Origin of the sequence: Rhodococcus sp. UNC363MFTsu5.1 (genome assembly GCF_000686785.1) — a bacterium.
GTDB classification, from domain to species: domain Bacteria; phylum Actinomycetota; class Actinomycetes; order Mycobacteriales; family Mycobacteriaceae; genus Rhodococcus_G; species Rhodococcus_G maanshanensis.
In genome coordinates this window covers 174,084-193,560 of record NZ_JMLO01000005.1, presented here as the reverse complement: position 1 = coordinate 193,560, position 19,477 = coordinate 174,084, and the positions used below count along the sequence as shown (strand labels likewise).

Here is a 19,477-nt window from a genome sequence, read left to right as displayed (position 1 = left end):
TGTATCGATCGTCCCGCAGTCCGGTCGATTCCGCGACGGAACGCCCGGGTTGATCAGTGCGCGTCCACCCGGATCCCGTCGCATCTGGAACAGGTTCTAGCTACGATTCGTCCATGCGCACCAGTCGAGTTCTCGCCCTGTCTGCCGCCGGAATCGCCATGGCCGTGGTGGCCGTGGTGGCCACGGCGGGACCCGCGGCCGCCGGTCCGGCCGTGTCGGCCGACCCGACGCGGGTCGACACCGAGCGCGAGGCGGTGGCCAGGGCGTACATCGATGCGCTGATCTCGCACGATGCGTCCGCCGTGAAGTTCGCCCCCGACGCGACCCGGGTCGAGGCCGGGCTCAAGACCGGTTTCTCCGGCCCGCAGATGACCCGCGACCTCGAGCACGGCCCGCAGTACCGGGTCATCCGGGGCATCAGGGACCTGCGGATGTCCGAGTCCGGCGACGTGGTCACCACCACGTATCTGCTCGACGCCGGCGTCGGTGACGTGCGTCTGATGACCGTCGAGATCACCGAGACCTTCGAGGTCCCGGACGGGACCATCCACGCCATCGTCGCGCACATCAAGCCGAAGTCACTTTTCTGAGCCGTCCACAGGTGGGCTGAGTTCGGGCCTGCCCGGACTCAGCCCTTGCTGATCAACTGCGAGGCGAGCGCGGTGCCCGCGGCCACGGCACCAACCGACGGCCACGCGCCGATCTTCTTCGCCAGCGGATGCGAGGCGCCGAACGCGCCGAGGTAGGTGGCGAGCAGCGCGGCGCCCCGCGCGGGTCCCGAGCTCCGTACCCAGCTGGTGGTGCACACGGCGCCGACCGCGGCCAGCACGGCGCCGCCGAGCGGTCGGTTGCCGGTCTGCTGGGCGACGGCGAAGCCGCCGACGAGTCCTCCTGCGGCGAGCGCGGATACGGCGGTCTTGGGCAGTGCCATCGGTATAGCTCCTCGGGTCGACGTCAACTCGTCACCACGGTAACCGCTGACCGGTCGTGACCACCTGTGTCAACCCTGCTTGACACGCTCGGGTTGTCAATTTAGATTGACAAACATGACCGAAGCAACGGATCTGGCGGCCGCGGCGGGCAGCCCCGACCCCAAGGTGGGCCTGCGGGCGGTGCTCGCACTGCGCAGGCTGCTCGAACGACTGGAGACGATCCAGGTCCAGAACGCCCGCAGGCAGGGCTGGTCCTGGCAGGCCATCGCCGACTCGCTCGAGGTCAGCAGGCAGGCAGTTCACCAGAAACACAACAGGAAGGGCAGGTAGCGGCATGTTCGAACGGTTCACGACCGAGGCGCGCACCGCGGTGATCGGCGCGCAGGCGGAGGCAAGGGCGCTCAAGTCCCCGCAGATCCGTACCGAGCATCTGCTGCTCGGCGTTGTCGCGGCGGCGGAGGGCACACCGCTGGGGCACACGCTCGACGATGCCGGACTCACTCTCGACGCGACGCGGGCCGCGGTCGCCGAGGCGCGGAGCGGTCAGGCGCTCGGCGCGGAGGACGCCGAGGCACTCCGATCGATCGGCATCGATCTCGATGCGGTGCGGGAGAGCCTCGACGCCGGCTTCGGCGAGAACGCCCTCGATCGTGCGGAACCGGGCGAACGGCGAGGCTGGTTCGGGCGGCTGGTCGGCGGGCACGTCCCGTTCACGGCGGCGTCGAAGAAGGCTCTCGAGCTCTCACTCCGGGAAGCCTTGGCGCGCAAGGACGACCACATCGGTGCCGAGCACATCCTGCTCGGCATTCTTCGCGGCGACGACGCGGGTGCCCGCGAGGTGATGGCGACGCAGCTCGACCCGGCGGACCTGCGCAGGCGCATTCTCGAACTGCTCGACCGCGCGGCCTAAGGCCTGGGGGCGGCCCGCCCGCTCAGAAGGTGCCTGCCGCCTCGACCGGTTCCAGGACCTCGACCGTCGGCGGGCCCTGGACGCCCGCCTCGGCCGTGACCTTGGCGACCTTGTCGTTACCGTCGAAGAAACGCCGGAATCCCTCCGCGTTGTCCCACTCGTCGACAACGACCAGTCCGCCCGAGTTCGCCGCGAACCGGTGATGGCGTGCGCCGAGTGCCTTCGCCTCACCGCTGATCTCCTCGAGCAGCGCGGCGTTGTCGGCGAGGGACTGCTTGGCCGCGGACAGATCGGCGACGTCGAAATGCAGGATGACGACCACGCTCATGATGGCTCCTCGTGCCCCCGGTGGTGCGCCGTCCGGGTCGTCCGCGTGCGCGAGCCGGCCGGGGCCCTCCCTCAGTCAGTATCGCGCCGGCCCGGGCTCGGGGGAAGTGCCGATCCCACAATGCGCCGCATCGTCACCCGGGGCCACGCGTCGAGGCCGCGGTCCGCCTCGTGCTCGCGGATCGACCTCAGCCCGGGCGTCAGCTCGTCGGCGGGTACCACGCGGAACCCCAGTCGCTCGTAGTACGGCGCATTCCATGGCACCTGGGCGAACGTGGTGAGGGTCAGCCAGGGGTACTTCCGCTCGGCGGCCCAGCGCTCGACCTCGTCGATCAGCGCCGCCCCCAGCCGCCGCCCCGCGTGGGCGGGATCGACGGACACCTGCTCGAGGTGAGCGGCGCCGTCGACCGCCAGGGCGAGCGCGTAACCGATCGGGACGTCGTCCTCCGTTGTCGCGACCCAGGCGCGGCCCGCGCGCTGATACTCGGCCAGCTCTCTCACCGTCGGTGGGTCGTCATCGGCCACCGCGTCCATCCCGACCGAGCGGAACGGCAGGCCCGCGGCGATCTCGATGGCCGGCAGGTGGACGAGGTCTGTGGTGGTGGCCGAACGGATCACCCGTCCTTTCTAGCGGCTGGGCCGCCGCCGCGCCGCCCATGCCTCGCCGATGTGCCAGCATGCACCCATGACTTTCCTGATTCGTCTGGCGATCAATGCGATCGCGATCTGGCTGGCCGCCTCCTGGGTGACCGGCATCGACATCGCCACCACCTCGGACGGGGGAACGGGCAACGACATCCTGGTGGTCGTGTTCATCGCGTTCGTGTTCACGGTCGTGAACGCCTTCATCAAGCCGCTGGTGCAGTTGCTGTCGCTGCCCCTGCTGATCCTGACCCTCGGCCTGTTCACCCTGGTGATCAATGCGCTGATGCTCTTGCTCACCTCCTGGATCACCGAGACGACCGATTTCGGGATCTCCGTGGACGGGTTCTGGACGGCGGTCTGGGGTGCGCTGATCATCTCGATCGTGAACTTCGTGCTCACCGCGGTGGTGCCCTCGGCGAAGCGCTGAGGTCGCCGGGGCCGCGCCGTTCGTCGGCTCGGCCCTCTGGCGCATCCCTCAGCCCAGGCCGAGCGCCAGCGCTGTGGTCGCGCCCCACACCAGCATCGCCAGCCCGGTCCCGGCCAGCGCCGGGATCAGGGCCAGGCCCTGTCCACCGGAGCGCACCGGTGCATTGGCCTTGACGGCCAACGGAAGTGCGAGCAGTCCGACCAGTGCCCACGGCGTACGGGCCACCAGGATCAGCGTCACGACGAACGGCACCACCAGCAGCGCCATGTGCAGGGTGCGGGTGCCCCGATCGCCGAGCCGCACCGCGAGGGTGCGCTTGCCGGATTCGGTGTCGGTCGGGATGTCGCGCAGGTTGTTCGCCACCAGCACCGCGCTCGAGAACGACCCGACTGCGACGGCCGAGACCGCACCGGCCCAGTCGATCCGTTCCGCCTGGACGAACTGGGTGCCGAGCACGGCGATCAGGCCGAAGAAGACGAACACCGCGACCTCGCCGAACCCGCTGTACCCGTACGGATTCCTGCCACCGGTGTAGTACCAGGCGCCGGCGATGCAGAGCGCGCCGACCAGGATCAACCACCAGGCGGAGGTCAGTGCGAGTACAACCCCGACCACCCCGGCGAGCCCGAAACAGGCGAACGCGGCCCGCTTCACGGCGGCGGGCGAGGCCAGCTTCGAGCCGACCAGCCGCAGCGGTCCGACCCGGACGTCATCGGTGCCGCGGATCCCGTCGGAGTAGTCGTTGGCGTAGTTCACCCCGACGATGAGCGCCACCGAGACCACCAGCGCCAGCACGGCCTTCCACCACACCGCGCCGTCGAGCGAGGCCGCGGCGCCGGTACCCACCAACACCGGGGCGATCGCGTTCGGCAGGGTGCGCGGTCGGGCACCCTCGATCCACTGCGAGACAGAAGCCATGAGGCGATCCTTGCACCTACCCACAATCCGGCTGTGGACCGCCGCTCCGATTAACATTGGCGCCGGTGCAACCCGAAACGAGCGACTCCGCAGTGACCGCTGATCCACGGCCACTGATAGTGGTGTCCCTTTTGGGCGAAATCTCGACGCGCCGAGGCGGTGAGCTGGTGCCGTTGCCAGGGGCAAGGGCGCGCAGCCTGCTGGTGGCACTCGCGGGCAGGCCGGGCCGTAGCCGCAGCGCCCAGTCCCTCATCGAGGACGTGTGGGGAGAGACTCCGCCGCGTTCACCGATCAATGCGCTGCACACCCAGATCTCGCGGTTGCGCGGGGCGCTGCCCGAGGGGGCGATCGAGATCGGGCCCGCCGGGTACCGTCTCGACCTCACCCGGGCGCAGGTCGACCTCACGCTCGCGCGGATGTGGGAGCAGCAGGCGCAGCAGCTGATCTCCGAGGGTGATCCGCGCGGGGCGATCGACACGATCCGCAGGGCAAGGGTGCTCTGGCGCGGGGAACCGGGTGCCGATCTGCCTGCAGGCGACCTGGCGCGGGAGTTGGTCGAGGAGGGGAAGGCGCGACTGGCCGCGCTGGATGTGGTCGAGGTCGTCGCCCTCGTCGGGGTCGGCGAGCTGGGCGAGGCGCTGCCGCTGGCCGAGCAGATGGCAGCGCGCGCCCCGCTCGACGAACGCGCGCACGAACAGCTGATGGTGGTGTTGTGCGGACTCGGTCGCGCGAACGACGCGCTCGAGGTGTTCGCCGGACTCCGCGGGCGGCTGGCGGACCGGCTCGGCACCGACCCCTCGCCGCGGCTGGTGCGGCTCAATGCCGCTGTGCTGAGCGGAGACCTACCGGTGCGCGCGGCCTCGGGGGAGGGCGCGCCGGAGCCCACCCGCCCAGCGCCCCGGCCTGCCCTGATGGCGGTCGGTCTGCGCGCGGCGCCGAACGCGCTGCTGGGGCGCGAGGCGGACCTGGACGCGATCGAGGACCTGCTGGCGACCTCCCGGGTGGTGACGGTGCTCGGTCCCGGCGGAACCGGGAAGACCCGGGTGGCGCACGCGCTCGGCTCGCGGGCAGCGGAGCGGGTTCCTGTCGCCCTCGTCGAGCTCGCCTCCCTGCGCAGCGGCGAGGACGTGGTCGCGGCCATCAGCGGCACGCTCGGGCTCAGCGAGGCCGAACTCACCCCGGGCACCGCGCTGACAAGGGCAAGGCGCTACGACGCTCGCGACCGGCTCCGGGAGGCGCTGTCGGCCCGGCCGACGCTGTTGATCCTGGACAACTGCGAGCACCTGATCGACGACGTCGCCGAGGTGGTGGCCGACCTGGTGGCGGCCAGCGCGAACCTGACCGTGCTCGCCACCAGCCGGGCCCCGATGGCGATCACCGCCGAGACGGTGTACCCGTTGCCGCCCTTGGTGATCGACGAGTCCGGTTCGCCCGCAACGGATCTGTTCCGGACCCGCGCGCTGGCCGTGCGTCCGGCGGCCCGGCTCGATCCGGTGGAGGTCGCGCGACTGTGCCGGACGCTCGACGGACTACCGCTCGCCATCGAGTTGGCGGCCGCCCGGGTTCGCACGATGAGCGTGGCAGAGATCAACGCCAGGCTCGACGACAGGTTCGCGCTGCTGCGCTCCGGTGACCGGACCTCGCCGGAGCGACACCGGACCCTGCGGGCCGTGATCGAGTGGAGCTGGAATCTGCTCGAGCCCGACCAGCAGGCCGCGCTGCGCCGATTGTGCAGGTTCCCTGCAGGTTTCACCCTCGCCGCTGCCGTCGAGGTGGCCCAGTGGGGAGAGGTGACCGACATCGCCGATGCCCTCGACGGACTGGTGAACCAGTCGATGCTCTCGGTTGTCGAGGGTGCGGACTCGTCGGGCCTGCGGTACCACATGCTCGAGACGGTGCGGGAATTCGGTGACGGGCAGTTGGCGCGCGCGAACGAGACGGACGAGGTCGCCGCGCGCACGCTCGCCTGGGCGAAGGCGTTCTGTCTGGAGGCGGTGCAGGACTTCCTCGACGGCAATCAGATCGCCACCGCCCTCCGGATCGAGGCCGAGCACGACAACCTGCTCGCCGTGCTGCGCCACACGCTGACCGTCGGTGACGGGCCGGGCGCACTGACGGTGTTCCCGGTGCTCGGCGTGACGTGGTCCTTCCGCGGGGCCCATTCCGAGGTGATCGCGCTCGCGCCACGGGTCCTCGAGATCGACCCGAGGCGATACCGCCCGGAGTTGCTGTCCGGGAACTGCCTTGCGCTCACCTATCTGGTGATCGTCGGCCACACCGCGTTCGGTGGCGTCAGCAGGTCGCTGGCCGTGACCCGGCTGCGGCTCAGGGCTGTCCTGGCGTCTCGGACGGACATCGACGAGCCGGTGCGGATGAACGCGTCGCTGGTGGTCATGCCCGCAACGGGAAAGGGGTTGGCCCGCAGGCTCGCTCGCGCGATCCGGTCCGAGAACCCGGCGGCGAGGTCGTCGGCCTACATGGCGAGGGCCAACCTGCGGGAGAACAGCGGGGACCTGTACGGCTCCTGGGCCGACGCTATGCAGGCCAGGGAACTCGCGGAGGCGGGCGGAGACGTCTGGGGCCTGGCCATGGTCCTGCAGCACCTCGGCAGCCTCGCCGGGCAGTCCGCGCGGTACGGGGAGGCGGTCGGGTACTACCGGCGGGCCGCAGAGTTGCTCTGGGACCTGCACGCGTACGAGGAGAGCACCACGCTGCGCAGCTATATCGGGGCCGCGTTGGTCGGCGCGGGCCGCATCGAGGAGGCTCGACGGGAACTGGTCGCCGGCGGGTCCGCCGCCGAGGAGGTGGAACTGTCCGCCGCGGAGGATCGGTCGACGTTCGGGCTGGGCGATGCCAGGCAGAGCGCGGGCGCCATCGCTGCGGCGATGGCGGAGGTGGACCTGGCCGAGGGCTCGGTGGACGCTGGGCTGCGTGGATACCGCCACGCGCTGGAGCTGGTCGGCTGGCAGAGTGCGGGGCAGACCCCCGATCCGTTCGGCTTCATGCTGCTGGCGGCGGCGGTGGCCGCGCACACGCTCGCCGGTCGCGGGGACGAGATCGCGGACCTGGTCGAGTCCTACGCGGGGATGGTCATGACACACCTCGGTCCGGACGGATACCCGGATCTGCCACAGACCGGCGGGGTGGCGTGCGCGGTTGGCAGCTTCGACATCGCGACCGGGAGGAACCCCGAGGGCGGGATGCGGATGATCGCCCTGTCGACCAGGGTCGCTGCCCGACAGGACTTTCCGTCGATGCAGTGGTCGCGGCACCTCGCCGCGGCGCGAAAGGCACTCGGTGCGGACCGGGTGGACGCGGAACTGGCTCGGGTCGAGCGGATGCCGCGGCGCGTCGCGCGCGACGAGATCCTCGCGACGCTGCGCGAGCGTTGACACAACCGTGCGCGCGTCCCTCCGGGTCGGGATGAACGCGCGCACGGGTGGCCCAATCACTTAGGTCTTGCGCATGTAGGTCCGGACGGTCAGCGGCGCCATCACCGCGACGATGATCGCGGCACCGAGCAGGGACCACACGACGTGGATGCCGAAGTGGCCGTCGTTGGCCAGGTCGCGCACGGCGGTCACGACGTGCGAGACCGGGTTCACGTTCACGAAGGCCTGCATCCAGCCCGGCATGGTGTCGGCGGGCACGAACGCGTTGGACATGAAGGTCAGCGGGAACAGGATGAGCATCGAGATGCCCTGCACCGACGAGGCCTTGTTCATCAGCACCCCCATCAGCGCGAAGATCCAGCTGATGGCGAACGCGCACACTATGACCAGCAGCCCGGCCGAGACGACGCCGATCACGCCGCCGCCCGGTCGGTAGCCCATCGCCAGGCCCATCGCGAAGGTGATGGTGGTGGCGATGAAATACCGGACCATGTCTGAGAGCAGCGCGCCCGCGAGCGGCGAGATACGGGCGATGGGAAGGGATTTGAACCTGTCGAACACGCCCTTGTCCATGTCCTCGCGCAGCTGGGTGCCGGTGACGATCGAGGCCGTGATGACGGTCTGCACGAGGATGCCGGGAATGATGATCGGCAGGTAGGACTTGACGTCGCCGGAGATGGCGCCGCCGAAGATGTAGGTGAACATCACCGTGAAGATCAGCGGCTGGATCACCACGTCGAACAGCTGCTCGGGATTGTGCTTGAGCTTGATCAGGCCACGGTGGGCCATCGTGATCGACTGTGCGACGGTCTGGCCCAGGCTGATCGACCGAGCCGCGGGAGGCGGTCCTTGGTGGGTGGTCCTGGTGTCGGGCGCGAGGGTGGCGGTGGTCATGCGACGCTCCGTTCGGTGTCGGACTCGGCTGCGGCGGAATCGGATTCGTCGGTTCCGTGGCCGGTGATGGTGAGGAAGACCTCGTCGAGGCTGGGCTTGCTGACCGTTATCTCGTCGACCGCGATCCCGTGCTCGCGCAGCCTGATCAGCAGCTCGGGGGTGACCGACGGATCGGTCAGCGGGGCAGTGAGCCTGCCCGCCTCCGGGGTGATCGCGACCTCGACACCGAGCGACTCGGCGAGCAGCGATCGGGTCTGCTCGACGCGCGCCTTGTCGACGAGCTTGAGCTGCAGCGCGGACATCCCGACCGAGGCCTTGAGTTCGTCAGCGGTGCCGTCGGCGATGACCTTGCCGCGATCGATGACCGCGATCCGGTCGGCCAGCTGGTCGGCCTCGTCCAGGTACTGGGTGGTCAGCAAGACGGTGGAACCCTCCGCGACGAGTCGGCGGATGGTCTCCCACATCTGGGCGCGGGTGCGCGGGTCGAGACCGGTGGTCGGCTCGTCGAGGAAGAGCAGCGGCGGGTGCGAGATCAGGCTGGCGGCCAGGTCGAGGCGCCTGCGCATGCCGCCCGAGAAGTTCTTCAGCGGCTTGGTCGCGGCCTCGACGAGGTCGAACTCCTCCAGCAGCTCGGCGGACTTGCGGCGCGCGTCCGATCGGGACAGGCCGAGCAGCCGGGAGAAGATCATCAGGTTCTCGGTGGCGGTGAGGTCCTCGTCCACAGAGGCGTACTGGCCGGTGACGCCGACCAGCGAGCGGACGGCGATGGGTTCGCGCACCACGTCGTGGCCGAAGATCCGGGCCTGTCCGCCGTCGGGTCGCAGGAGGGTGGCGAGCATCCGGACGGTGGTGGTCTTGCCCGCGCCGTTGGGGCCGAGCACGCCGTAGACGGAACCGGTGGGGACGGTGAGGCTGACGCCGTCGACGGCGGTGGCGTCGCCGAATCGCTTGACCAACCCGACCGCTTCGATGGCGGGGGGAACCGAGAGGTTCATGCGGTGTCCTTTCGTGGAATTCGAATGACACAACAGTGCGGGGCCGCCCTTGCACGGGCCTTGCGTCGCTCATGCAGGCGCTGTCACGGCGCGACCGATCGATGCGCTCGCGGTGCAAGCGCGGCGACTTCGCCCTGGTGGGCGGCCTGGAGTTCGCGTACTCGACAGGATCGCGTCGCGCTGTGCGGGAGGGTTATCCCGTCGCGCTGCCGGTGAACTGCTCGGCCAGTGCCCGGCGGTCCACCTTGCCGGGTCCGCGCAGTGGCAGCGCTGCCATCAGGTGCAGTTCGCGGGGCGCCGCGGTCGAGTCAACGGTCCGTCCGACGTGGGCACGCAGATCCTCGAGGGTGGGCACGGTGCCTGCGGCAGGCACCACCGCAGCCGCAACGCGCTGGCCGAGCCGCGCATCGGGCACCCCGAACACCGCGCACTCGGCCACCGCGGGATGAGCGGACAGCGCGGCCTCCACCACCTGCGGGACGACCGTCAGCCCGCCCGTCGAGATCGCCTCGTCCAGTCGGCCGGTGATCGACAGCACGCCGTCCGACAGCAGGCCCGCGTCATCGGTGCGGAACCAGCCGGGCTCGGCGAACGCCGGATGGTCGGGCTGCCCGCGGTATCCCGAGGCCAGCACCGGCCCGCCCAGCAGCACACGGGAGTCCGCGATCCGCACCCGTACCCCGTCGAGCGGAACCCCGTCGTACACGCAGCCACCGCAGGTCTCGCTCATCCCGTAGGTGCGGACGACCGTGATGCCCGCGGCGCGTGCCCGTGTGAGCACCGGCGCCGGGGTGGCGGCGCCGCCGAGCAGCACCGCGTCGAGTTCGGCCAGTGCGGCGGTCGCCGCCGGGTGCTCGAGCGCCTTGATCAGCTGGGTCGGCACCAGTGAGGTGTAGCGTCGCGGCCCGGTCATCGCCGCGACGGCGTCCGGCAGCAGGGCGGGGTCGAAACCCGTTGCGACGTCGATGATCACGGGTTCGGTGCTGGCCAGCAGGCCGCGCAACAGCACCTGGATCCCCGCGATGTGGTGGGCGGGGAGTGCCAGCAGCCACGATCCCGGCCCGCCGAGGCGGGCGTGGGTGGCCTCGCCGCTGGCGCGCAGCGCGGCGGCGGTGAGCAGGGCGCCCTTGGGTGTCCCTGTGGTCCCCGATGTCGCGACGACCAGGGCGGTCGATTCCTCGATCGGCTCACCCGGGCGCAGGGCATCGGTCAGGCGCCGGATCTCGCGGTCGTCGTCGGCGGGCACGGGGAGCAGCGCCGGGCCGTTGCCCGCCAGCGCGCGTTCGAGCCGGGGGAGTGCCTCGCGGGCGGCCGGGCCGGATCGGACGGGCAGGACCTCGAGCGTGCCGGTCACGGATTCAGTCCTCCGCGCACTCGTGCTGCACCGACGCCACGTCGACCCGGTCGAGCATGGTCCTCAGCGACGCGAGATCGCGCTCGGAGAAGGCGGCGAACAGCTCCCGTTCGGCCTCGTTCAGTGCGGAGTCGACCTTCCGGAGGGCGGCCGTGCCCGCCTCGGTGATCTCCACGATGTGACGCCTGCGGTCGGCCGGGTCCCGGCGACGCTCGGCCAGGCCCTCGCCCTCCAGCTCGTTGAGGATCGCGACGAGCTGGCTGGGGTCGACCTCGAGCATGTCGGCGAGTTCGCGCTGGCTCACCGGGCCGGTGCCGAGGTGCAGCAGCGTCATGGCCTGGCGCGGGTGCAGCCCGGTGACGGCGAGGGCGCCGCGAATCCGGGCGCTGGTGGCCTCGCCGCGCCAGGCGAGGAGGAACCCGAGACGGTCCGTCGGGGCTCCGTTGACCTGTGCTGCTGGCATCTCCCTACGGTATCAGTCGCTCCATTTTGGAGCTGTGTCAATCATTGGTACGGTTCAACGATCTTTCCGGTTTAATCATTGGAGTCCATCATGTTCATCGCCTATGCCGTCCTCGCCGTGGTCCTCGCCCTTGCGCTGAGCACTTCGGCGTTTCTCACCTTCACCCGGAACGAGAAGCTGGTCGGCGGCTTCATCGAGTTGGGTGTTCCGGATGCCTGGCTGCCTCGGCTCGCCGTCGCAAAGGCAGCGGGCGCGGCTGGGCTGCTGATCGGGCTGGTGGTGCCGGTCATCGGTATCGTCGCGGCGATCGGGGTGGCCCTGTACTTCGTCGGCGCCGTCATCGCACACGTGCGGGCGCATGATTACGCGATCGCGCCCGCGGTCGTACTCGGGCTGGCCGCCGTCGCCGCAGTCGTGCTCCGGATCGCGACTGCCTGACCTGGGGTGCGGTCCTTCGTGGGCCCCGCTTCGTGCGTCTGATTCGTGTCGGACCCCGGCGGTAGAATTCGAACATGAGTTCGGCTGATGGAGTCGGGGCTGCGGGGCAGGTGCGGGGGTGCCTGTCCGCGATCGCCGACGCCATCGATGGACTGTGTGAGAGCGATCTGACCGGGCTCCCCGACGGGGAGCTGACCGACACCATGTGCCGGCTGGAGAAGTCCTTGCGGCGGGCGTCGGCGGTCGGGCACAAGCTGATAGTCGAAACCGTCGAGCGTTCCCTGCCGGGCAAGTTCGGCCACAAAACCGTCAACAAGCTGCTCGTCGAGGTGCTGCGGATCTCCGCCGCGGACGCCTCCGCCCGGGTCACCGCGGCGAAGTCGCTGGGCACCTGGCATGCGCTCGCCGGTCAGTCGCTGCCCGCGGATCTGCCCGAAACCGCTGCCGCGCAACGAGACGGCGCGATCGGCCCGGATCACGCCCGCGCGGTACGCGAGGTCATCCGCAAGATCCCACACGCGGTCAGCAGTTCCGACGTCGCCGTCGCGGAGGAAATCCTGGCGGACCTCGCCCGTTCCGCGACCCCGGAGGATGTGGAGAAGGCCGGGCACGACCTGCTCGCGTACCTGAACCCGGACGGCGACCTCACCGATCACAAGGATCGCAAGCGCCTGCGCGGAATCCGGCTCGGCCGCCAGGACCAGAACCTCATGACCCCGATCTCTGGTCACCTCGACCCCGAGACCAGGGCCTTGCTCGAACCGATCCTCGCGAAATGGGCACGGCCCGGGATGAACAACCCCGACGATCCCGAATCACCCACCGGCAACGCCGAACACCCGCACGTCGACCGCGACAAGCTCGCCGCCGCGGCGGGCCGCGACACCCGCACCGCCGCGCAACGTAACCACGACGCCATCAAGGAGGCGCTACGCACGCTCCTCTGTTCCGGTGCTCTCGGTTCGCATCGCGGGCTGCCGGTCACGGCGATCGTCACCATGACCCTCGACCAACTCGAACACGCCACCGGCATCGTCACGACCGCGTCCGGCGGGATCCTCCCCATCCGGGATGCACTGAAAATGGCGGAGCACGCACATCCAGTACTGGTGTTGTTCGACCACAACGGCCGACCGCTACATCTCGGGCGCTCGAAGCGTCTCGCCACCGCAGATCAACGGCTGGCCCTGATCGCCGCCGATCGCGGTTGCACCAGGCCCGGCTGCGACGCCCCCGCCACGATGACCGCCGTCCACCACGTCCGCGACTGGTCCAAGGGCGGCGCCACCGACATCGGCGTCCTCACACTCGGCTGCGACGCCTGCCACGCCCTCATCCACGACGGACCCGGCGGCTGGCACACCCGCACCGCACCCGAGGGCACCGAATACGTCGGACGCACCGAATGGATCTCGCCGCCGCACCTCGATCCCGACCAGAGACCCCGTATCAACCACCGCCACCACCCGAAGGAGCTCCTCGACCTTGCCAGGCGAAAAGCCAACGCCCGCAGAGAAGCCGACGCGGGCCGGCGGGGTGCGGCCAGGGTGCGAGGGGAGCGCCGGGGCGAACGGCCGGCCGCAGATGGTCTGCCGTAGCTGCCGGCCGCTACGAACCCGAGCGGCTCAGGTCGTCACGCCGGCAGCACCGCTTGCGCGAGGCGGTCGTGGAGTGCCCGCACCATCTCCGACGCCACCACCCACGAGAGCTTCTCGACCGTGCCAGGCGAAAGGCCAACGCCCGCAGAGAATCCGACGCGGACCGGCGGGGTGCGGTCAGGGTGCGAGGGGGTGTCCCTGTGGTTCCCGTCAAACCACTGAAGTTTGTCCGTGCCGGGTAGAGGGTTTTGTTCCTGAGCGGGCCAGTGCGAGGCGGTAACACCCGCCGGTGCCCATCCGATGAACAGGCGATTCGACAAAAGAGGGGGATCGCAATGAAGGTGGCACGAATCGCGGCAGCTGGAGCACTGGCAGTTGCCCTCGGGGGCATTCTGACGCCGACAGTCAGCGCGCAGGACTTCGGCAACTCTGTCCAGCACGGTCCATGCAGTGAACGGTTCCGGCTCCCGTGGGAGCCATCGTCACTCACCACGAACGTCGTTGTCAGCCCGTTCGGCAAGGCCGAGATGTTTTGTGCGTCATGGCACGGGATCACCGAGATCTACCAGCTCGACCCGTGGGGCAAGAAGCACCGCATCAATATGGCCACAGTCAACCTGGGCAGCATCAACCCACCCTTGGGGTTCTACGTGTGGGATCCGGCGACGTTCTGACCGAACGGAACAGTCCTATGCCGCGGCGGGTTCCGGGGCGGAAGTAGGGACTCGGTAGAGGGCCTTGTTCTTGAGCATGGCGTAGAGGACATCGCAGGGTCGGCGGGCGAGGCAGATCAGTGCGGCGTCCTGGCGACCGTGGCCCCGCGGGTGCGGGACTGCGAAGAAGGTAACGGGGGCGAGGCAAACGGCCGGCCGCAGAAGGTCTCCCGTAGCGGCCGGCCGCGACGAACCCCAGCGGGCGTCTCAGGTCATCACGCCGGCAGCGCCGCTCGTGCGAGCCGGTCGTGGAGTGCCCGCACCATCTCCGACGCCACCACGGCGTACCCACTCATCGTGAAGTGGATCTGGTCTGCGCTCATCAGATCCGGGCGCAAGCGGAGCGGGTGCTCCCACAGGTCCACCAGGACAGCGTCATATTTTGCGGCCAGCCCGCGAGTGACGTCGTTGAGGTGCGAGATCCGGTCCCTCATCGGTTGCATCCGTCGATCGATGAAAACGTCCGCCAGCGCGATCGTGGAAATCTGTGCGCCGGAACGTTGTACCGCCGCGAACGCGGTCTCGAGGTTGCGGGCCATCGCGTCGAGGTCGGCGTCGGGCAGCCACAGGTCGTTGCCGCCGAAGGTGATGTGCACCAGATCGGGTTCGAAGTCGAGCACCGTCTGGAGCTGCTCGTCCAGGACCTGCGCGCTGGTCGCGCCCATCCGCCCGGTGTTCAGGTACGACACGTCCGGACGCGCCGCCTTCAATCCCGCCGCGACCCGGTCCGCCCAGGTGGAGGTCTCGTATCCGGGGCTGGGGTCGCCGATGCCCTTGGCTATCGAGTCACCCATGACGGCGAACCGCGACCAGGGTGCGTCGGTCAGCAGGATGCGGATCTCGTCGGCGCCGAGGCACATCGGATCCGTTGCCTCTGTTCGGATGGTGTTGTGGCTCATCGTCTTTACCCCTTGCTCTCGGTGAGAATCGTGGTGTCGGTGTTGGCCGCATGCCGCTCTGCCAGGGTCGCTGCGAGGATCCCCGCGACCACCGCGGTGACCGCGCAGGCGAAGTAGAGAAGGTGGAAGCCGGCCAACGCGTCGCCTGGGTGGGCGGCGAGGATCGCGGCGAGCACACCCACGCCGAGGGCGCCACCGACCTGGCGGGACATCAGGTTCATTCCGACCCCTGACGCGAACTGTTGAGGCGGAAGGGAACTCGCCGCGACGGTGCCGAGGACCGTGACCAGGAAACCGATCCCGCCGCCGCCGAGGATGCCGGCGGGAACCCAGACGGACCACAGGCGGGGCGTTGCGCTGAACGCATCGGTACTCGCCCAGAGTGCCGAGCACGCGAACATCAACGCGCCCAGTACCCCCAGCAGGCGCAGTGCGTTGGCGGAGCCCACGCGGCCGGTCACCGTGGCGGTCACCATCGCGGCCACCGCTCCGATGCTGAGCGCCGCGGCGGACTGCAGGACGGTGTATCCCCAGATCGCGTCCAGGAACAGCGGTCCGGCCAGTAGCCAGGCGAACATCGCCGCACCGAATACGAACGAGGTGGCATTGGTCAGTGCGTACCGCCGGTTGCGCCACAGGTCGACCGCGATCGCCGGACTCGGATGCCGCCTCGACCGGACGAGGGCGACGGCCACCAGGACCAGCCCGGCGCCGACGGTGAGCAGCGTCGCGGGCGACGTCGTGCCCCAGCTCTGCCCCTCGGTCACGCCCGCCACCACCGCGCCGATGCCGAGCGCGGCCGCGAGGGTGCCCGCGATGTCGGGGGCGGCCGGTGCGCCGACCTCCCTTGGCGCGGCGTCACCGGTTCGGAGACCGGCGCCGAGTGCCACCAGTGCCGCCGCGATCGGCACGTTGATGACGAACACGGCTCGCCAGCCGAACGACTCGACGAGGGCACCGCCGATCGCGGGGCCGACCACCGCCGCCAATCCGCCTGCGGCAGACCAGGCGCCGATCGCGGCGGCGATCCGATCGGGGGCGGTGGTGGCCAGCACCAGCGCGAGGGCAGCCGGGATCATCAGCGCGGCGGTCGCGCCCTGCAGGACCCGGGCGCCGATCAGCCACGGCGCGCTCGGTGCGACCGCGCACAGCAGCGACGTGAAGGCGAACCCGACAAGGGCGACGAGGAAGACCCGCCGACGGCCCAGGCTGTCGGCGAGCCTGCCTGCCGGCGTCAGGAGCGCCGCGAACGCCACCGCATAGCCGCTCACCACCCAGGTGAGAGTGGTCGGCGCTGCGGTGGTGAAGTCCCTGGCGATCGCCGGGAAGGCGATGTTGACGACGGAGAGGTCGAGGAAGGCGACGAAGGTTGCGCTGCAGGCGATCAGGAGTGCGATGCGGGAGGACGCCCGACCCGGGGAAGGCGGCGCCTGCTCGGACACTTCGGTCATGGGGGTTCCTTTCGGAGGTGGTCCGACGGAGGTGGTGACCGCACCAAAAGAAAACGTACGATCGTTCGTGTAGATAGTGAACGTACGACCGTTCGTGCAATTTGGCAAGATCTCGTGGAGAATGGAGCGATGGTGGACACGGCTCAGACTTCCGACCAGCGGCTGATCAAGGGGGCGCTCGCCCGCGCGTCGATCGCCAGGCACGCGGTGGACGTCGCCTCTGTCGAGGGGTTGACCGGTCTGAGCATCGGCAGGCTCGCCACCGATCTCGGGCTGAGCAAGAGCGGCGTCGCGACGCTCTTCGGCACCAAGGAGAACCTTCAGTTGGCCGCGGTGCAGGCGGCCAGGGAGGTGTTCATCGAGCACGTTGTCCGGCCGAGCCTGAAAGAGCCCGGCGGGCTGCCCCGGCTACGGGCGCTGATCGACCGCTGGTTCGACTTCGTGTCCGCGCCGGTCTTCCCGGGTGGTTGTTTCCGGGTCGCGACCGTCTCCGAGTTCGACAGCAGGCCTGGGCCGGTGCGGGACGCGATCGCAGCCGATCAGCGGGACTGGCGCGACCTGCTCATCCGCGAGATCGGACGGGCCCAGGATCAGGGCGCTGCGCAGGGGAAGGATCCCGCTGCGCTGGCCTTCGAGATCGAAGCGCTGCTCAGTGCGGTCAACACCGCGCTTCGGATGGGGGAATCGGAGGCGGCGTCGATCGCAAGGGGGATCATCGACGGGCTGCTCGGTTAGTCGGTCTCCGGGGGAGCGTCGCCGTCGGCCGCCGACTCGGCGTCCCGGTCGAGCGCGCGCAGTGTTGCCGCGCTGTTCGGGCCGTCACCGGGTTCGTCGGCGAGCGGCCAGCCTCCGGCCGCGAGGTGTGCGCGCACCCGCTCCACATCGGATTCGATGGGCATCTCGTCCGTGACCTTGGTGATGAGCACCTGGATGTCGATCTTGTCGATCGGCGGCGGGAACTGCTCGACCAGCGCGTCGGTGACCGCGTGGACCTCTTCGTCGGACAGGCGCCTACGGAGCAGGGCGATCAACGGGACGTAGTCCTGTTCGGGCACGCCGTTGGGGTACCCGGCACGCAGCCACCCGAGTATCGAGGTGAGGAACGGTGGAAGGGCCACGGCGGTGCGTCCCTACGGCTCGTCGCCGAGCGGCCACCCGGCCGCGGCGAGCACGGACCTGACCCGGGCGATGTCGTGATCCGACGGGGCCTCGTGGGTGATGTGTTCGATCAGCTCGCCGATCTCGGCGCGGGTGACGGTCGGGTCCTCGCCCTCGCCACGCGATTCGGCGAGCGCGACGGCCACGTCCTTGATCTGCTCGGCGGTCAGCTCGCGGTGCAGCAGGGCCACCAACGGGATGCGGTCCTTTGGCGGGACGCCCTGTGGGTACCCGTCCTGCAGCCAGGTCAGTACGGACAGTGGGAACGCTGGTTTTGCTGAGGTCACGAAATGTTGCCTCTCGACTCGTGGGCCGACGCTAGAAGATCTCGATGCCGAACGTGTGGCTGAGGAAGCCCTGCATGATGAACAGGATGCCGGTGATGATCGCGACGATCACCACGGCGAAGCATGTGCCCGCGGCGATGACGGCGACCGGCCTGCGGGTGGTCGTCGCCGTTGCGGGATCGGTCGCGGACCCGGAGTCGAGCGCCCGCAGGCCGAGCGCGAAGATCGCGGGCAGGCCCGCGCCGAGCAGCAGTCCGACCGCGATGACCTGCCACAGCGAATCGACGGTTTTCGAGAGAAGATCCATGGTTGCGAGTTCCTCAGGCCGTCACGTTGTTGCGCGGGGCCGGCTCGACAGCCGGTGCCGGGGCGGGGGCGGGAGCGGGGTTCGGTGGCGCGGGCGGTCCGGGGATGTCCTCGGCGGGGATCAGGCCGCCGTCCCATTCCGCGTTGACGTTGCTCGAGTCGATCGGCTGCCTGCGCGACCGCGCATACATCCAGCCCGACAGCAGTAGCAGGATCGCGAACACCGCCAGCACGCCGGGCAGGCCGCCGATCAGCTGGGCGATGCCCCAGCACACGGCGCCGACCAGCGCGGCCGACGGCAGGGTGATCAGCCAGGCGACCGCCATCCGGCTCGCGACGCCCCAGCGCACCTCGGCGCCGCGACGGCCGACGCCGGTACCCATGATCGAGCCGGTCGCGACGTGCGTAGTGGACAGCGGCAGCCCCAGGTGGCTGGAGGTGAGGATGATGGCGGCCGAGGACGCTTCCGCGGCCATGCCCTGCGGCGCGGCGATCTCCACCAGGCCCTTGCCGAGGGTGCGGATCACGCGCCAGCCGCCGAGGTAGGTGCCGAGGGCGATCGCGACCGCGCAGCTCAGCTTCACCCAGAACGGCATGTCGGAGTCGGCGTTGATGGTGCCGTGCGCGACGAGGGCCAGGAAGATCACGCCCATCGTCTTCTGGGCATCGTTGGTGCCGTGGGCGAGCGACACCAGCGACGCGGAGCCGACCTGGCCGAACCGGAACCCGGATTCCTTCGTCTCGTCGCTGACCCTGCGGGTGATCCGGTAGATCAGCCAGGTGCCCGCCGCGGCGACGAGGCCGGCGACCACCGGCGCCAGCAGCGCCGGGATGACCACCTTGCTCAGCACGCCGCTCCACACAACGCCGTTCATCCCGAGGGAGGCGATGGCCGCGCCGATCAGGCCGCCGAACAGTGCGTGCGAGGAACTCGAGGGGATGCCGAACAGCCAGGTGGCCAGGTTCCAGATGATTCCGCCGACCAGTCCGGCGAAGACGATGAACAGCAGATCCTCGCCGCCGACGGAGCTGAGGTTGACCACGCCCTTCGCGACGGTGGCCGCGACCTCCACGGAGAGGAACGCGCCCACCAGATTCAGGATTGCGGAAAGCGCAACCGCGACTCGGGGTTTGAGCGCCCCAGTTGCAATCGACGTCGCCATCGCGTTGCCGGTGTCATGGAAGCCGTTGGTGAAGTCGAACCCGAGGGCTGTGACAACTACGACAAGAAGAACGATGAGTTCCGCGTTCACGGCCTTGATCCTCCGTTACGAACGCGTAAAAGTCGAGTCTGTACCCGCTGTTCGCGCGTGCTTTCGAGCGCGCGGTGCCGCCGCCCGTCGGGCCAGGTCCTGGCGGTTGGAGAGGGT

23 protein-coding genes are annotated in these 19,477 nt (G+C 69.7%); 9 read left to right on the top strand and 14 right to left on the bottom strand.

Annotated features, from left to right (window positions below; genetic code table 11):
- Positions 1–113: 113 nt before the first annotated feature.
- A complete protein-coding gene (locus tag BR31_RS0109230) occupies positions 114–590 on the top strand; it encodes a DUF8021 domain-containing protein (RefSeq protein ID WP_027500708.1) in 477 nt (158 codons plus the stop codon).
- Positions 591–628: 38 nt separating this feature from the next.
- Here the strand turns inward: BR31_RS0109230 and BR31_RS0109225 are convergent, their stop codons facing one another.
- A complete protein-coding gene (locus BR31_RS0109225; protein WP_027500707.1) occupies positions 629–931 on the bottom strand; it encodes a hypothetical protein in 303 nt (100 codons plus the stop codon).
- A 115-nt stretch (positions 932–1,046) separates the two neighbouring features.
- Between BR31_RS0109225 and BR31_RS0109220 the strand changes: the two genes are divergently transcribed.
- A complete protein-coding gene (locus tag BR31_RS0109220) occupies positions 1,047–1,262 on the top strand; it encodes a hypothetical protein (protein WP_027500706.1) in 216 nt (71 codons plus the stop codon).
- Between the two features lie 4 nt (positions 1,263–1,266).
- Complete coding sequence (locus BR31_RS0109215) at positions 1,267–1,842, top strand: Clp protease N-terminal domain-containing protein (protein WP_027500705.1); 576 nt, start codon at positions 1,267–1,269, stop codon at positions 1,840–1,842.
- A 22-nt stretch (positions 1,843–1,864) separates the two neighbouring features.
- Here BR31_RS0109215 and BR31_RS28010 read toward each other — a convergent pair whose 3' ends face one another.
- Together BR31_RS28010 and BR31_RS28005 are read right to left on the bottom strand one after the other, a co-directional pair.
- A complete protein-coding gene (locus BR31_RS28010; RefSeq protein ID WP_037176071.1) occupies positions 1,865–2,170 on the bottom strand; it encodes a hypothetical protein in 306 nt (101 codons plus the stop codon).
- A gap of 71 nt (positions 2,171–2,241) precedes the next feature.
- Positions 2,242–2,787, bottom strand: a complete 546-nt coding sequence (locus tag BR31_RS28005; RefSeq protein ID WP_037176069.1) for a GNAT family N-acetyltransferase — start codon at positions 2,785–2,787, stop codon at positions 2,242–2,244.
- A 67-nt stretch (positions 2,788–2,854) separates the two neighbouring features.
- Here BR31_RS28005 and BR31_RS0109200 point away from each other — a divergent pair, with 67 nt between their 5' ends.
- Complete coding sequence (locus BR31_RS0109200; RefSeq protein WP_027500704.1) at positions 2,855–3,241, top strand: phage holin family protein; 387 nt, start codon at positions 2,855–2,857, stop codon at positions 3,239–3,241.
- 48 nt (positions 3,242–3,289) lie between these two features.
- Here the strand turns inward: BR31_RS0109200 and BR31_RS0109195 are convergent, their stop codons facing one another.
- The gene (locus BR31_RS0109195) at positions 3,290–4,159 is read right to left on the bottom strand and encodes a 1,4-dihydroxy-2-naphthoate polyprenyltransferase (RefSeq protein WP_027500703.1); all 870 of its coding nucleotides are present in this window, start codon (positions 4,157–4,159) and stop codon (positions 3,290–3,292) included.
- 167 nt (positions 4,160–4,326) lie between these two features.
- Here BR31_RS0109195 and BR31_RS0109190 point away from each other — a divergent pair, with 167 nt between their 5' ends.
- On the top strand, positions 4,327–7,551 hold the full coding sequence (locus tag BR31_RS0109190; RefSeq protein ID WP_231496421.1) for an AfsR/SARP family transcriptional regulator: 3,225 nt from the start codon (positions 4,327–4,329) through the stop codon (positions 7,549–7,551).
- A gap of 60 nt (positions 7,552–7,611) precedes the next feature.
- Here the strand turns inward: BR31_RS0109190 and BR31_RS0109185 are convergent, their stop codons facing one another.
- The 4 genes from BR31_RS0109185 to BR31_RS0109170 form a co-directional block, all read right to left on the bottom strand.
- The gene (locus BR31_RS0109185; RefSeq protein WP_027500701.1) at positions 7,612–8,445 is read right to left on the bottom strand and encodes an ABC transporter permease; all 834 of its coding nucleotides are present in this window, start codon (positions 8,443–8,445) and stop codon (positions 7,612–7,614) included.
- Entirely contained in the window at positions 8,442–9,440 is a 999-nt protein-coding gene (locus tag BR31_RS0109180; RefSeq protein ID WP_027500700.1) for a daunorubicin resistance protein DrrA family ABC transporter ATP-binding protein, read from the bottom strand. Before BR31_RS0109180 ends, BR31_RS0109185 begins: the two co-directional genes overlap by 4 nt.
- A gap of 193 nt (positions 9,441–9,633) precedes the next feature.
- On the bottom strand, positions 9,634–10,794 hold the full coding sequence (menE, locus tag BR31_RS0109175; RefSeq protein WP_027500699.1) for an o-succinylbenzoate--CoA ligase: 1,161 nt from the start codon (positions 10,792–10,794) through the stop codon (positions 9,634–9,636).
- A 4-nt stretch (positions 10,795–10,798) separates the two neighbouring features.
- A complete protein-coding gene (locus BR31_RS0109170) occupies positions 10,799–11,257 on the bottom strand; it encodes a MarR family winged helix-turn-helix transcriptional regulator (protein WP_027500698.1) in 459 nt (152 codons plus the stop codon).
- Positions 11,258–11,347: 90 nt separating this feature from the next.
- Between BR31_RS0109170 and BR31_RS0109165 the strand changes: the two genes are divergently transcribed.
- From BR31_RS0109165 to BR31_RS0109155, 3 genes are all read left to right on the top strand, one after another.
- Entirely contained in the window at positions 11,348–11,695 is a 348-nt protein-coding gene (locus BR31_RS0109165) for a DoxX family protein (protein ID WP_027500697.1), read from the top strand.
- Positions 11,696–11,769: 74 nt separating this feature from the next.
- Entirely contained in the window at positions 11,770–13,293 is a 1,524-nt protein-coding gene (locus BR31_RS28000; protein ID WP_081830387.1) for an HNH endonuclease signature motif containing protein, read from the top strand.
- 335 nt (positions 13,294–13,628) lie between these two features.
- The gene (locus tag BR31_RS0109155; protein ID WP_027500696.1) at positions 13,629–13,967 is read left to right on the top strand and encodes a hypothetical protein; all 339 of its coding nucleotides are present in this window, start codon (positions 13,629–13,631) and stop codon (positions 13,965–13,967) included.
- A gap of 254 nt (positions 13,968–14,221) precedes the next feature.
- Here the strand turns inward: BR31_RS0109155 and BR31_RS27995 are convergent, their stop codons facing one another.
- Together BR31_RS27995 and BR31_RS27990 are read right to left on the bottom strand one after the other, a co-directional pair.
- Positions 14,222–14,905, bottom strand: coding sequence for an SGNH/GDSL hydrolase family protein (locus tag BR31_RS27995; RefSeq protein WP_037176065.1), 684 nt, complete (start codon positions 14,903–14,905; stop codon positions 14,222–14,224).
- Between the two features lie 5 nt (positions 14,906–14,910).
- A complete protein-coding gene (locus tag BR31_RS27990) occupies positions 14,911–16,356 on the bottom strand; it encodes an MFS transporter (protein WP_051637102.1) in 1,446 nt (481 codons plus the stop codon).
- 129 nt (positions 16,357–16,485) lie between these two features.
- Here BR31_RS27990 and BR31_RS0109140 point away from each other — a divergent pair, with 129 nt between their 5' ends.
- Positions 16,486–17,091, top strand: coding sequence for a TetR/AcrR family transcriptional regulator (locus BR31_RS0109140; RefSeq protein WP_027500695.1), 606 nt, complete (start codon positions 16,486–16,488; stop codon positions 17,089–17,091).
- Here the strand turns inward: BR31_RS0109140 and BR31_RS27985 are convergent.
- The 4 genes from BR31_RS27985 to BR31_RS27980 are packed head-to-tail and all read right to left on the bottom strand — an operon-like array spanning position 17,088 to position 19,360.
- Complete coding sequence (locus BR31_RS27985; RefSeq protein WP_081830386.1) at positions 17,088–17,474, bottom strand: DUF3349 domain-containing protein; 387 nt, start codon at positions 17,472–17,474, stop codon at positions 17,088–17,090. The genes BR31_RS0109140 and BR31_RS27985 overlap by 4 nt on opposite strands.
- A 12-nt stretch (positions 17,475–17,486) precedes the next feature.
- The gene (locus tag BR31_RS0109130; RefSeq protein WP_027500694.1) at positions 17,487–17,801 is read right to left on the bottom strand and encodes a DUF3349 domain-containing protein; all 315 of its coding nucleotides are present in this window, start codon (positions 17,799–17,801) and stop codon (positions 17,487–17,489) included.
- A 31-nt stretch (positions 17,802–17,832) separates the two neighbouring features.
- Complete coding sequence (locus BR31_RS0109125; RefSeq protein ID WP_027500693.1) at positions 17,833–18,108, bottom strand: hypothetical protein; 276 nt, start codon at positions 18,106–18,108, stop codon at positions 17,833–17,835.
- A 13-nt stretch (positions 18,109–18,121) separates the two neighbouring features.
- Entirely contained in the window at positions 18,122–19,360 is a 1,239-nt protein-coding gene (locus BR31_RS27980; RefSeq protein ID WP_051637101.1) for an inorganic phosphate transporter, read from the bottom strand.
- Positions 19,361–19,477 lie beyond the last annotated feature (117 nt).